14 protein-coding genes are annotated in these 12,603 nt (G+C 72.8%); 9 read left to right on the plus strand and 5 right to left on the minus strand.

The window, feature by feature from the left end; all coding sequences use genetic code 11:
- The first annotated feature begins 2 nt into the window (after positions 1 to 2).
- From Aeryth_RS02310 to Aeryth_RS02345, 8 genes are all read left to right on the plus strand, one after another.
- Positions 3 to 1,262, plus strand: a complete 1,260-nt coding sequence (locus Aeryth_RS02310; protein ID WP_144433639.1) for a hypothetical protein — start codon at positions 3 to 5, stop codon at positions 1,260 to 1,262.
- Positions 1,263 to 1,297: 35 nt separating this feature from the next.
- A complete protein-coding gene (locus Aeryth_RS02315) occupies positions 1,298 to 1,567 on the plus strand; it encodes a hypothetical protein (RefSeq protein WP_067854147.1) in 270 nt (89 codons plus the stop codon).
- Between the two features lie 201 nt (positions 1,568 to 1,768).
- Complete coding sequence (groL, locus tag Aeryth_RS02320; RefSeq protein ID WP_067854150.1) at positions 1,769 to 3,400, plus strand: chaperonin GroEL; 1,632 nt, start codon at positions 1,769 to 1,771, stop codon at positions 3,398 to 3,400.
- 110 nt (positions 3,401 to 3,510) lie between these two features.
- Positions 3,511 to 3,888 (plus strand): MmcQ/YjbR family DNA-binding protein, encoded by a 378-nt coding sequence (locus tag Aeryth_RS02325; protein ID WP_236749801.1) that lies wholly within the window; start codon positions 3,511 to 3,513, stop codon positions 3,886 to 3,888.
- A 28-nt stretch (positions 3,889 to 3,916) separates the two neighbouring features.
- Entirely contained in the window at positions 3,917 to 4,636 is a 720-nt protein-coding gene (locus tag Aeryth_RS02330; protein WP_067854154.1) for an acyltransferase, read from the plus strand.
- A gap of 159 nt (positions 4,637 to 4,795) precedes the next feature.
- Positions 4,796 to 5,728, plus strand: a complete 933-nt coding sequence (locus Aeryth_RS02335) for a MetQ/NlpA family ABC transporter substrate-binding protein (protein WP_067854156.1) — start codon at positions 4,796 to 4,798, stop codon at positions 5,726 to 5,728.
- Positions 5,729 to 5,786: 58 nt separating this feature from the next.
- A complete protein-coding gene (locus Aeryth_RS02340; RefSeq protein WP_067861230.1) occupies positions 5,787 to 6,815 on the plus strand; it encodes a methionine ABC transporter ATP-binding protein in 1,029 nt (342 codons plus the stop codon).
- Complete coding sequence (locus Aeryth_RS02345) at positions 6,815 to 7,474, plus strand: methionine ABC transporter permease (protein WP_067854158.1); 660 nt, start codon at positions 6,815 to 6,817, stop codon at positions 7,472 to 7,474. Before Aeryth_RS02340 ends, Aeryth_RS02345 begins: the two co-directional genes overlap by 1 nt.
- Before the next feature lie 39 nt (positions 7,475 to 7,513).
- Here the strand turns inward: Aeryth_RS02345 and Aeryth_RS02350 are convergent, their stop codons facing one another.
- From Aeryth_RS02350 to Aeryth_RS02370, 5 genes are all read right to left on the minus strand, one after another.
- The gene (locus tag Aeryth_RS02350) at positions 7,514 to 8,350 is read right to left on the minus strand and encodes a tryptophan 2,3-dioxygenase (RefSeq protein WP_067854161.1); all 837 of its coding nucleotides are present in this window, start codon (positions 8,348 to 8,350) and stop codon (positions 7,514 to 7,516) included.
- A gap of 25 nt (positions 8,351 to 8,375) precedes the next feature.
- Positions 8,376 to 9,236, minus strand: a complete 861-nt coding sequence (locus Aeryth_RS02355; RefSeq protein ID WP_083516191.1) for a 5-oxoprolinase subunit C family protein — start codon at positions 9,234 to 9,236, stop codon at positions 8,376 to 8,378.
- Positions 9,233 to 9,898: a 5-oxoprolinase subunit B family protein gene (locus tag Aeryth_RS02360; RefSeq protein WP_067854167.1), complete on the minus strand. Its 666-nt coding sequence runs from the start codon at positions 9,896 to 9,898 to the stop codon at positions 9,233 to 9,235. Before Aeryth_RS02360 ends, Aeryth_RS02355 begins: the two co-directional genes overlap by 4 nt.
- Positions 9,895 to 10,584, minus strand: coding sequence for a 5-oxoprolinase subunit PxpA (locus Aeryth_RS02365; protein WP_067854170.1), 690 nt, complete (start codon positions 10,582 to 10,584; stop codon positions 9,895 to 9,897). Before Aeryth_RS02365 ends, Aeryth_RS02360 begins: the two co-directional genes overlap by 4 nt.
- 173 nt (positions 10,585 to 10,757) lie before the next feature.
- The gene (locus Aeryth_RS02370) at positions 10,758 to 11,927 is read right to left on the minus strand and encodes a THUMP-like domain-containing protein (RefSeq protein ID WP_067854172.1); all 1,170 of its coding nucleotides are present in this window, start codon (positions 11,925 to 11,927) and stop codon (positions 10,758 to 10,760) included.
- A gap of 236 nt (positions 11,928 to 12,163) precedes the next feature.
- Between Aeryth_RS02370 and groES the strand changes: the two genes are divergently transcribed.
- Positions 12,164 to 12,457: a co-chaperone GroES gene (gene groES, locus Aeryth_RS02375; RefSeq protein ID WP_067854175.1), complete on the plus strand. Its 294-nt coding sequence runs from the start codon at positions 12,164 to 12,166 to the stop codon at positions 12,455 to 12,457.
- Positions 12,458 to 12,603 lie beyond the last annotated feature (146 nt).

Raw genomic sequence — 12,603 nt, forward strand, 5'->3', positions numbered from 1 at the left:
CCGTGCTCGACCTGCTGCCGCAGCACGGCGTGGGCGGCTCGACCGACCTGCCCGTGCCGTTCCTGTACGCCGTCGTGGGCGCGAGCTGGGCCCTGACGATCTCCTTCGCCGTGCTCGCGTTCGCCTGGAAGGAGCCGCGGCTCCAGCCTGCGGCGGAGCAGCCCGGCGGGGCTGACGAGCCGCGACGTCGACCGTGGTTGGCGGTCGTGGGTCTGCTGCTGGCCGCGTGGTTCCTGGGCGCGCTCTTCCTGGGACCCGACGACGCGTCGAACCCGGGCATCGGGGCGTTCTACGTCCTCGTGTGGGTGGGGCTGGTGCCGCTCGCGCTGCTGGCGGGGCACGTGTGGAAGGACCTGTCGCCGTGGCGCTCGGTCCAGTGGCTGGTGGGTCGGCTCACGGGTCGTCCCGACGGGTTCGTGGTCTACCGCCCGGCGTGGGGCTACTGGCCTGCGGCGGCCGGGCTGTTCGCGTTCGTGTGGCTCGAGCTCGCCTCTCCCGACGCCGGCTCCGTCGACGCGGTGCGCACGTGGGTGGCGGTCTACGTCGTCGTGACGGTGGCGGGTGGCGTCGTGTTCGGGCCGCGCTGGTTCGACCGTGCCGACCCGTTCGACGTGTACAGCGCCGTGGTGGCGCGGCTCGCGCCGCTGGTGCGCGACCGGCGCTTCGCGCCGCACAACCCGCTGCGCTCGCTCCCGCTGCTGCCCGTGGCGCCCGGGATCGTCGCGGCGGTGTCGGTGCTCCTCGGGTCGACGGCGTTCGACAGCTTCTCCGCGTCGCAGGCCTGGCAGTCGGCGGCGCACTCCACGCTCACCACGTCGCTCGTGCTGCTGCTGTTCTGCGTGGTGGTGGCGGTGGCGTTCGTGGCCGCCTCCGTGGCGACGGGCGGTGTGACGCCGGCGCAGCGTCGTGCACTGCCGGGGCTGATGGCGCACTCGCTGGTGCCGATCGTCGTCGGCTACGTCTTCGCGCACTACCTGACCTACCTCGTCGAGCGCGGTCAGGGCGTGGTGATCGGCCTGCTGCAGCTGCTCGGCGCAGGCGACGGGCTCACGGTGTCGTACGTCCTGTCCGAGCACCCCGACCTCCTCGCGGTCTACAAGGTCGGATTCGTCGTCGCCGGGCACGTGGTGGCGGTGGTCGCGGCGCACGACAAGGCCCTCGAGGTGCTGCCGCGCGCGCACCGCCTCACCGGCCAGCTCGCGATGCTCGTGCTCATGGTCGGCTACACCTTCACGGGCATCTACCTGCTGCTCTCGGTCTGAGCCCGTCCTCGGGCCGCCGCTCGTAGACTGGTGCGATGGGAACGGGTGCCGCAGCGGTCGGGGAGCTGTCGGCGCACCCCGTGGCGGTCCTCGCCATCCCGGCGTTCGTCCCCGTGGTGGGCATCGTCCTGACCGTCCTCTGGATCGCCCGCCAGGACCGCCGGGCCGCGGCGCAGGAGGCCGACCCCGACCCCCGCCCCGACCCGTCGGCCGCGCCGCCCCTGCTCGACGTCGACGCGTCGCCGTCGCCCCGCCGCCCTTGGCGCGACCGCCTCCCCCGCCTCGTCATCGGCGACGACGACTAGCGTCGCGACGTCGCCGCAACTGGCACTCTCCCCACCCGATTGCCAGTCCTGGGTTAGCACTCCTATAGTGAGAGTGCTAGACATCCGACCGGCCCGGTGAGGGTCGGGACGGCGGCGGGAAGGGATCGCCGCGCGTCCTGGCTCGTCCGTCGCGGGCACCGACCGGTCACACCCGAACCACGTCGAACCGGAGAGTTCCACATGGCCAAGTCCATTGCGTTCAACGAGGAGGCCCGCCGCGGCCTCGAGCGCGGCATGAACCAGCTTGCCGACGCCGTCAAGGTGACGCTCGGCCCCAAGGGCCGCAACGTCGTGCTGGAGAAGAAGTGGGGCGCCCCCACGATCACCAACGACGGTGTGTCCATCGCCAAGGAGATCGAGCTCGAGGACCCCTACGAGAAGATCGGCGCCGAGCTCGTCAAGGAGGTCGCCAAGAAGACCGACGACGTCGCCGGCGACGGCACCACGACGGCCACCGTCCTGGCCCAGGCGCTCGTGCGCGAGGGTCTGCGCAACGTGGCCGCCGGCGCCAACCCGATGGGCCTGAAGAAGGGCATCGAGACCGCCGTCGAGGCCATCAGCAGCCAGCTGCTCGGCATGGCCAAGGACGTCGAGACCAAGGAGCAGATCGCCTCCACCGCGTCCATCTCGGCCGCCGACACCACGGTCGGCGAGATCATCGCCGAGGCCATGGACAAGGTCGGCAAGGAGGGCGTCATCACGGTCGAGGAGTCGAACACGTTCGGCCTCGACCTCGAGCTCACCGAGGGCATGCGCTTCGACAAGGGTCACCTGTCGGGCTACTTCGTCACCGACCCCGAGCGCATGGAGACGGTCCTCGAGGACCCCTACATCCTCATCGTCAACAGCAAGATCAGCTCGGTCAAGGACTTCGTCCCGGTGCTCGAGAAGGTCATGCAGTCGGGCAAGCCGCTCGCGATCATCGCCGAGGACGTCGAGGGCGAGGCGCTGGCCACCCTGATCGTCAACAAGATGCGCGGCACCTTCAAGTCGGTCGCCATCAAGGCCCCCGGCTTCGGTGACCGCCGCAAGGCCATGCTGGCCGACATCGCCATCCTCACCGGCGGCGAGGTCATCAGCGAGGAGGTCGGCCTCAAGCTCGAGAACGCCGACATCTCGCTGCTCGGCACCGCGCGCAAGGTCGTCACGACCAAGGACGAGACGACCATCGTCGAGGGCGGCGGCTCGCAGGACCAGATCGCTGGCCGGGTCAACCAGATCCGTGCGGAGATCGAGAACAGCGACTCCGACTACGACCGCGAGAAGCTGCAGGAGCGCCTCGCCAAGCTGGCCGGCGGCGTGGCCGTCATCAAGGTCGGCGCGGCCACCGAGGTCGAGCTCAAGGAGCGCAAGCACCGCATCGAGGACGCCGTGCGCAACGCGAAGGCGGCCGTCGAGGAGGGCATCGTCGCCGGCGGCGGCGTGGCGCTCGTCCAGGCCACCGCGGCCGTGTTCGAGAAGCTGCAGCTCGAGGGTGACGAGGCGACGGGCGCGAACATCGTGCGCACCGCCGCGTCGGCCCCGCTGAAGCAGATCGCGGTCAACGCCGGCCTCGAGGGCGGCGTCGTGGCGGAGAAGGTCGCCGGTCTCGAGCCGGGCCACGGCCTCAACGCCGCCACGGGCGAGTACGTCGACCTCATCGGCGAGGGCATCATCGACCCCGCCAAGGTCACGCGCTCCGCCCTGCAGAACGCCGCCTCGATCGCGGCGCTGTTCCTCACGACGGAGGCCGTCGTCGCCGACAAGCCGGAGCCCGCTCCGGCCGGTGGTGGCGCCCCCGACATGGGCGACATGGGCGGCATGGGCTTCTGAGCCCTGCGCCTCGCCGCTGACGACGAGGGCCCCGACCGGTTCGCCGGTCGGGGCCCTCTCGCGTCTCGTGCCGCGACCGGATGTCGGCGGCCCGTGCCAGGGTGGGGCACGTGGCTCGCGCACCCGTCCCCGACGTCTGGCTCGAGCGCGTCGGGCGCGTGCTCGACCCGCTGCCCGAGGCGCGGCGCGAGCGCGCCTGGACCGGCGTCCGCTGGGTCGTGCGTGGCGCCAACGTCGCGCACCTCTTCGGGGGCGAGGACGGCCTGCTCCGGATCACGTTCCGTGCCCCGATGGACGAGGTGGCCGCGTTCGAGCACCTCGGCCCGCCGTACTTCCGGGTCGGGCGCAGCGGCGACGTCGTCGGCCTGGTGCTCGACGACGCCCTGCACGAGCCCGACCTCGACGAGCTGCGCGAGCTGCTCGTCGAGTCGTACTGCGTGCAGGCGCCGCACGAGCTGATCGAGCGGGTGGAGCGTCCCGCACCGTGACGGGCCCAGGCCCTGGCAGGATGCTCGGGTGGAACCGAACGTGGGTCTGGCCCCCGAGCACCGCGAACGCCTGCGCGCCGCCGGGGCCGACGTCGACGCCGTCGACGCGCAGACCTGGACCCGGGTGCGCGACGGCGTCCCGACGTGGTGGCACGACTGCGACAACGCGCTCTACCTGGCCGACGGTGCCCTGCTGCCCCCGAAGGTGCTCGAGCAGCTGACCCTGTTCCCCGTGCGCGACGTCGTCGTGGCCGTCGGGTCCGCGCTGCGCAGCATCGCGTCGCTCCTCGTCGGCGGCGACGGTGCCACCGTCTTCGTCGACGCGGGCTGCGAGCTCACCGCCGGGGAGGTCTACTGCGGCGGCGGGTCCAGCATCGTGCTGCACGGGCCCCTCGTCGCCACCCGCTGCGCGGTCGTTGACGCGCGCAACGGTGGCAGCGTGGTGGCCCTGCCCGAGCAGCTGTGGGCGGCCGACGTCTACGTGGCCACCGACGACATGCACCGGCTCGAGGACCGCGCCACAGGGGAGCGGCTCAACCCCTTCGGCGCGAGCATCCGGCTCGGCCGCCACGTGTGGCTGTGCAAGGACGCGGTCGTCACGGGCCACGCCGACGTCGGCGACGGTGCCGTCGTGGGCATGCGCGCGGTGGTCCGGGGACAGAAGGTGCCGGCCCACAGCGTCGTTGCCGGCACGCCCGCCCGGGTGGTGCGCGACGACGTCGCCTGGAGCTACGACGACCGCCCCTGAGTCCGCCCGCTACCAGTCGGCGACGCCGACGCCGTGCCGTTCTCGCATGCTGGTCACCCGTCCGGACGGTGCAGCACCCCGCCGTAGCGTGCACGGGTCGCCCCACCCCGGCGGCACGTCCCCCACCCCGTGCGGTCACCCCGCAGGAAGGAGCTCGTCGTGTCCGAGCCCACCCCCGTCATCGAGGCCCCGAAGCGTCGCGGCCGTCTCGTCGCCATCATCGTCGCGCTCGCGGTCGTCGTCGCCGCCGTCGTCATCTTCCTCGCCACCCGTGGCGGTGCCGACGAGTCCGCCGACGACTCCAAGACCTGGCGGATCGGCGTCGTCGGCGCCAGCGACCCCTACTGGGCCGAGTACGAGAAGGCCGCGAAGAAGGCCGGCCTCGACGTCGACATCGTCGACTTCACCGACTACGCGCAGCCGAACCCGGCCGTCGCCGAGGGCGACCTGGACCTCAACCAGTTCCAGCACATCGTCTACCTCGCCGACTACAACGTCTCCAACGACCAGGACCTCGTGCCGGTCGGCGCCACGGCCATCTACCCGCTCGGCCTGTACTCCAAGAAGTACACCGACGTCGCCGACATCCCCGACGACGCGACCGTGGCCGTCCCGAACGACGCCAGCAACCAGGCCCGCGGCCTGCTCGTGCTGCAGTCCGCCGGACTCATCGAGCTCAAGGACGGCGGCACGATCTTCTCCGACCTCGCCGACGTCGACACCAGCGCCTCGCGCGTGAAGGTGACGGCCCTGGACGCCAACGTGACCGCCACGTCGCTCGACGACGTCGCCGCCGCGATCGTCAACAACGACTTCGTCGAGAAGGCCGGCCTGACGTTCTCCGACGCGATCGCCCAGGACGACCCGTCGGACCCGAACGCGCTGCCCTACGTCAACGTCTTCGCCGCACGGGCGGACGAGGCCGACGACCCGTCGGTCAAGAAGCTCGTCGAGGTCTACCAGGACACGAAGGCCGTGACCGACGGCGTGCAGGAGGTCTCGGGCGACACGGCCGTGCTGCTGAAGACGCCCGTCGACCAGCTCGTCGCCGCGCTGAAGAAGACCGAGCAGCAGACCGCCGACCAGAAGTGAGCCACGCCCGGGCCCCGCGACGCGACGTCGTGGGGCCCGTCGTCGTGCAGGAGGAATGATGGCTCTCATCGAGATCCGGGACGTCACGAAGACGTACCCGCCGGCCCGCAGGGGCGCCGAGCCGGTGCATGCCGTGCGCGAGGTCGACCTGTCCGTCGAGGCCGGCGAGATCGTCGGCATCGTCGGCTACTCCGGCGCCGGGAAGTCGACCCTCGTGCGCCTCGTCAACGCGCTCGAGCCCGCCACGTCCGGCTCCATCCGCGTCGACGGCACCGAGATCGTCGGGTTGTCCGAACGGAGGCTGCAGCAGGTGCGCCGCGGCATCGGCATGATCTTCCAGCAGTTCAACCTGTTCACGTCGCGCACCGTCTACGGCAACGTCGAGTACCCGCTCGTCGTCGCAGGGGTGCCGCGCGAGGAACGACACCAGCGGATCGTCGAGCTGCTGACCTTCGTCGGGCTCGCCGACAAGGCGCACACCCACGTCGAGCAGCTGTCGGGCGGGCAGAAGCAGCGTGTGGGCATCGCCCGTGCGCTCGCCACCCGACCCGCCATCCTGCTCGCCGACGAGGCCACCAGCGCGCTCGACCCGGAGACCACGGTCGACGTGCTCAACCTGCTGCGCCGCGTCAACGCCGACCTCGGCGTCACGATCCTCGTCATCACCCACGAGATGGACGTCGTGCGCTCCATCGCCGATCGCGTGGTGGTGATGGAGGCCGGTCGTGTCGTCGAGCAGGGCGACGCGTTCGGCGTGTTCTCGCGGCCGCAGCACCCGGCAACGCAGCGGTTCGTGCGCACCCTCGTCGAGGACGTGCCCGACGAGCGCACCGTCGAGGCCATCCGTCGACGCCACGACGGCCGTCTCGTGACGGTGTCCTTCCGCGACGAGAGCGTCAGCCAGAGCGCGGTGTTCGCCGAGCTCGTACGGCGCGACGTCGAGTTCGAGCTCGTCCACGGCGGCGTCGAGCAGGTGCGCGGTCGGGCGTTCGGGCACCTCACGCTCGAGCTGCGCGGCGACCCGGCCCGGGTCGACGAGGCGGTGGACGCGGTCTCCGCGCTCGTCGAGACGCGAGAGGTGGCGTGATGGACCGCGTCCTCGAGCTCCGCTCCGAGCTGCTCACCGCCCTGTGGGAGACCCTCTACCTCGTGGCTGGAGGCCTGACGATCGGCGGGCTGCTGGGACTCGTCATCGGCACGACGCTGTACGTCACCCGCGCCGGGGGGATCGCCCCGAACCGCGTGGTCAACGTGCTGCTCAACGTCGTCGTCAACACCTTCCGACCGATCCCGTTCATCCTGCTCGCGGTGGGCCTGCAGCCCATCGCGCGCGCCGTGGTCGGCACGGGCATCGGCAACACGATGGCCATCATCGCCGTCGTCTTCGGCGCCGCGTTCGGCATCGGCCGCATCGTCGAGCAGAACCTCGTCAGCGTGCCGCCCGGCGTGCTCGAGGCCGCCCGGGCGATGGGCGCCAGCCGCACGCGCGTGGTGCTCACCGTCCTGCTGCCCGAGGCGTTCGGCCCGCTCATCCTCGGGTACGCGTTCGCCTTCGTCGCGGTCGTCGACATGACGGCCGTCGTCGGCACCGTGGGCGGCGGCGGGCTGGGCAACTTCGCGCTGACCTACGGCTACCGCCAGTTCGACCCGTGGGTGACCTGGACGGCGATCGCCGTCGTCGTCGTCCTCGTGCAGCTCGGGCAGTTCGCGGCCAACGCAGCCGCGCGGAAGGTGCTCCGACGCTGAGCTCCTTGCCGGCCGCCCCCCTCTGACCGCCGGGGGCGATCAGAGGGCGGTGCGGACGTCCTGGAGCTCGGGGAAGAACGTGAGCTCCAGCGCGCGCTGCAGGAACGTGGTGCCGCTGGAGCCGCCGGTGCCGCGCTTGTGGCCGATGATGCGCTGCACGGTCTTGAGGTGGCGGAAGCGCCAGAGGTGGAACCCCTCCTCGACGTCGACCAGCTCCTCGCAGGTCTCGTAGACCTCCCAGTGCGTCTCGGGGTCGGCGTACACGCGGCGGAAGACCTCCACCACGTCCGCGTGCGGCACGTACGGCTGCGTGAGGTCGCGGTCCAGCACCTCGTGCGGCACGGCGTGTCCGTGGCGCGAGAGGTAGGCCAGGAAGGTGTCGTACAGGCTCGGCGCGGCGAGGTCGGCCGCGAGCTGGTCGCGCGTGACGGGCTCGTGGTCGAAGACCTTCACCATCGCCGGGTTCTTGTTGCCCAGCAGGAACTCCACGGTCCGGTACTGCGCCGACTGGAACCCCGACGCCCGCCCGAGGGCGTCGCGGAACTGCAGGTACTCGACGGGGGTGAGCGTCTCGAGCACCCCCCACTGCTCGAACATCTGCCGCTGCACCGCCTTCACGCGCGCGAGCCGCTTCAGCGCCGGGGCGAGCTGGTCGGCGTCGACCAGCGCGATCGCCGAGCGCAGCTCGTGCACCAGCTGCTTGAGCCACAGCTCGGTCACCTGGTGCTGGACGACGAACAGCATCTCGTCGTGGTGGTCGGTCACCGGCTGCTGCGCCGCGAGCAGCAGGTCGAGCCGCAGGTAGGAGCCGTACGTCGACTCGCCGGCCAGGTCGGTCGCGACCTCGTCCTCGACGGGGCGGTGGGTGGGCCTCATGCTCCGATGGTGCCGCAGGCGACGGTCAGGGCCTGGGGGCGCGCCGGAACCGCACCGCGTCACCGGGTCGTACCTGCGCCAAGCGGTCCACGCCGTCGGCGGTGACGACGCCCAGGACGGGATAGCCGCCCGTGACCGGGTGATCGGGGCCGAGCACCACGGGCAGCCCGGCCGACGTCACCTGCACGCTGCCGCGCACGACGGGCTCGCTCGCCAGCTCGCCGTCGACCCTGCGCTCGAGCGGCGCACCGTCCAGGCGGACACCGATGCGGTCCGAGCGCGGCGACACGGTCCAGGCGGTGCCCAGGAAGCCGGCCAGCGCATCGCGGGTGAACCAGTCGTCGCGGGGGCCGAGCACGACGTCGACCGTCGTGGTGCCGGGCGTGAGGAGGCTCGGGACGGGCGGTCCGCCGTGCGGCACCCGCGGGCTCCCGACCTCCAGGACGTCGCCGTCGGCCAGGGCGGCTGGCCCGAGGCGGGCGAGCACGTCGGCGCTGCGCGAGCCGAGTGTCGGGGGCACGTCGAGGCCGCCGCCCACGGCCACGTAGGCCCGCAGGCCGACCTCGACCCCGCCGAGCTCCAGCACCTGCCCCGCGCGCAGGACCAGCGGTCGGCCGTGGTCGACCGGGGTCGCGTCGACGAGCACCGCGCCGACCGCGCCGGTCACCGCGACGACATGGGCCGCGTCGGCGCGCAGGACGAGCCCGCCACCGAGCACCTCGAGGACGGCGGTGCCACGCCCGGCGTCGCCGACGAGCGCCCGCGCCTGGTGCGTCGCGCGTCGGTCGAAGGCGCCGGAGGGCCCCACGCCTTGGCTCGCCAGGCTGGGTCGGCCGTCGTCCTCGACGAGCGTGAGCGGGCCCGCCGAGATCACTGTCAGGCTCACGACGCCTCCCCACGCCGCTGACCGTGACGATGTGGCCCCGGATCGGTGTCGTCGGGGGCCGGAACGTCACGGTCAGCGACGGTGAAGCGCACGGTGTCGCCCGGCGCGAGGAGGGCGGCGGGCGTGCGTGCGAGGTCGAAGAGAGTCACGTCGGTGGTGCCGAGCAGCTGCCACCCCCCGGGAGACGCGCGGGGGTAGATGCCGCTGAACTCCCCGGCGAGACCGACGGCGCCCGCCGGGACGCTGGCGCGGGGCGTCGCGCGACGTGGCACGACGAGGCGGGGGTCGCCGCCCACCAGGTAGGCGAAGCCGGGCGCGAACCCGCCGAACGCGACCGTCCAGGGCGTGCCGGTGTGCGCGGTCACCACCGCGTCCTCGTCGAGACCGGTGCGCTGCGCGACGTCGGCGAGGTCGGGGCCGTCGTAGCGGACCGGCACGACGTGCTCGCGGGCGTCGGGTGGGGCGACGTCGTCCGCCGGCGGGGTGCTCCTGGCGAGCGTGCGCAGGGTCGCGGGGTGGCCGCGGAGCAGCACGGTGCGCGCGCCGAGCACCGCCTCCGTCACGTAGGGGTGGTCGACGAGCGCCGCGTGGCGTCGGCGGGCGTCGTCGAGGTCGGCGCAGTCGAGCAGGACCGCGTCGTCCCCGCACGCCAGCACCCTCATGCGAAGGGCGTGACGTGGTGCCCGGCGTCGGCCAGCGCGGCACGCACCGCACGCGCGAGGTCGAGGGCGCCGGGGGAGTCGCCGTGCACGCAGAGCGAGTCGACCTGCGGGGCGAGGCGCAGCGCCTGGGCGGCGACCGCGTCGACGTCGGTGAGCACGGCGCCCGGCTCGGAGCGCGGCATCAGGAGCCCGTCGGGCGTGTAGGCACGGTCGGCGAAGCCCTCGGTGACGACCTGCAGCCCGTCGGCGGCGGCCAGGCGGAGACTCGCGGCGCCCGGCAGGCCGAGCAGCGGGAGGCCGTACGGCGCCACCGCCTCGACGACCGCCGCCGCCTGCCGCTCGTCGTGCACGACGGTGTTGTAGAGCGCGCCGTGCGGCTTGACGTAGGCCACGCGCGCGCCCACGGCGTCGGCGACCTCGGCGAGCAGGTCGAGCTGCTCGCGCAGGGTCGCGACGAGCTCGTCGTCGGTCGGCTCCTGCGGTCGTCGGCCGAACCCCTCGCGGTCGGGGTAGCCGACCTGTGCGCCCACGACGACCCCCCGCTCGACGGCACGCTCGCACGCGTCGAGCATGAGCTCCTCGCCCCCCGCGTAGGCCCCGCAGCAGACGTTCGCGCTCGTGACCACGTCGAGGAGGGCGAGGTCGTCCGGCGACTCGGCGACGTCGGCGTTCAGGTCGATGCGCACGCCCCCACCCTAGGCCCGCCCGCCCCACCCCCACGCCGTGAGCACGTTTGCGTGGGGCCCCACGCAAACGTGCGGATCAGGCGCATGTTTGCGGTGGGGCGAGCCGGTTCACGTGGGGCCCCACGCAAACGGTCCTGTGCTGCGGGGTCCGCGCGGGCCCTGCGCGACGACGGTCAGCGGGGGAGGGGGTCGACGAGGAGGGCGACGGCCTTGTCGTCCACGCGCGTCAGCACGACCGTGGCGCGCTGCGAGCCCTTCAGGCGCAGGCGGCGCACGAGCACCTCGGGCACGACGTCGACGCCGCGCTTCTTCACGGTCAGGGTGCCGACGTCGCGCGCGACCAAGGCGGCCTTCAGCTGCTTCTCGCGGAACGGCAGCTCCGCCACGACGCGGAACGATCGGGCCAGCGGGTGCCGCACCTCGACGTCGGTCGTCACCCACGCGATCCGCGGGTCGACCAGCTGCCCGTCGACCTCCTCGGCCAGCGCCCCCACCAGGCCGGAGCGGATCACCGCGTCGTCGGGCTCGTGCAGCCAGCCGCCGAGCTCCCCGACGTCACCGGGCGCCCCGTCGCCGCTCAGCACGTGCGGACCCGGCAGCGCCGACGCCCGCCGCGGCGCGCGGTCGGTCAGGTCGAGCCCCGCGCCCCACAGGCACGCCTCGACGAGGTCGCCCCCGTCGCTGACCCACTGCGCCTCCACGCCGTCGGGGACGAGCGCGTGCGGGATCCCCGGCAGCGTCTTCACCACGGCGCGCCCCGCCAGGTGCTCCTCGACCACCGACCACGGCGGACTCATCGCCTCCGGGTCGAACACCCGACCACGGTCGTCGCGACGGGCGGGGTCGAGGAACACCACCTCCGACGCGGTCGGCACGACGTCGGCCGCGTCGGCGCACACCACCTCACCCTCGAGCCCGAGCGCGCGCAGGTTCGCCGACGCGATCGCGGCACGCACCGGGTCGCGCTCGACACCGCGCACCCGCAGCCCAGCTCGCGCGAACGCGACGAGGTCGGAGCCGATGCCGCAGCCGAGGTCGAGCACCGCGGACGCCCCCGACGCAGCCAGACGCTCGGCGCGCAGCGTCGCGACCGCGCCACGCGTCGCCTGCTGCAGCGCGTCGTGCGTGAAGAACATGCCCGCCGCGTCGTCGCCCAGCTTGGCCCGCGCCAGCCCCCGCAGGTGGTTCTGCGTCACCGCCGCCGCCACCAGCTCCACGTCGTGCACCTTGCGCAGCCGCGTGCCGAGCGCGAGATCGGACTCCCGGCCCGCGCGCTCGTGCACCTCCGCCACCAGGGCCCGGCCCTCGTCGGTCTGCAGCCGCTCGAACGTCACCAGGTCCACGACGCCATCGTGGCAGGCCGGGCATCCCGCCGCCCACGGCCCGGCACCCCCGCCGGGCCCAACGACGCGTGTCCGCCGCCCGCGAACACCCCTTAGCACTCGAGAGGGGTGAGTGCTAGATTCTGAACTGGCACTCGAACCCTGAGACTGCCAACCCGTGCACGGCCCCCGCGACGGCGTGCACACCCATCACGTACATCCGTCACTCACCACATCGTTGAAGGGGAGGTCGACCAGTGTCGGTCACCATCAAGCCGCTCGAGGATCGTCTCGTCATCAAGGCCGTCGAGGCCGAGCAGACTACCGCCTCCGGGCTCGTCATCCCGGACACCGCCAAGGAGAAGCCCCAGGAGGGCGAGGTCGTCGCCGTCGGCCCCGGCCGCATCGACGACTCCGGCAACCGCGTCCCGCTCGACGTCAACGTCGGCGACAAGGTCATCTTCAGCAAGTACGGCGGAACCGAGGTCAAGTACTCGGGCGAGGAGTTCCTCATCCTCTCTGCCCGCGACGTCCTCGCCGTCGTCTCCTGACGCACCTGGGCTCCCGACCGGCGGCGTTGCTGCTCGCTCGGCGACCAAGAACGGGTCGCCGTCGCTCGCGCGCCTTGCCGGTCGGGTCCCATGCGCGTCAGGACCGTGCTGACGCGCCACCTCCGGCTCTCGCCGGACACCACCAT

The sequence above is a fragment of the Aeromicrobium erythreum genome (assembly GCF_001509405.1).
GTDB lineage: Bacteria > Actinomycetota > Actinomycetes > Propionibacteriales > Nocardioidaceae > Aeromicrobium > Aeromicrobium erythreum.

Excerpts from the sequence above, each read along its gene's own strand:
- Aeryth_RS02350 (WP_067854161.1), bottom strand. The coding sequence starts at position 8,350 with ATGAGGCCCACCCACCGCCCCGTCGAGGACGAGGTCGCGACCGACCTG.
- Aeryth_RS02345 (WP_067854158.1), top strand. The coding sequence starts at position 6,815 with ATGGACCGCGTCCTCGAGCTCCGCTCCGAGCTGCTCACCGCCCTGTGG.
- Aeryth_RS02340 (WP_067861230.1), top strand. The coding sequence starts at position 5,787 with ATGGCTCTCATCGAGATCCGGGACGTCACGAAGACGTACCCGCCGGCC.
- Aeryth_RS02315 (WP_067854147.1), top strand. The coding sequence starts at position 1,298 with ATGGGAACGGGTGCCGCAGCGGTCGGGGAGCTGTCGGCGCACCCCGTG.
- Aeryth_RS02360 (WP_067854167.1), bottom strand. The coding sequence starts at position 9,898 with ATGAGGGTGCTGGCGTGCGGGGACGACGCGGTCCTGCTCGACTGCGCC.
- groL (WP_067854150.1), top strand. The coding sequence starts at position 1,769 with ATGGCCAAGTCCATTGCGTTCAACGAGGAGGCCCGCCGCGGCCTCGAG.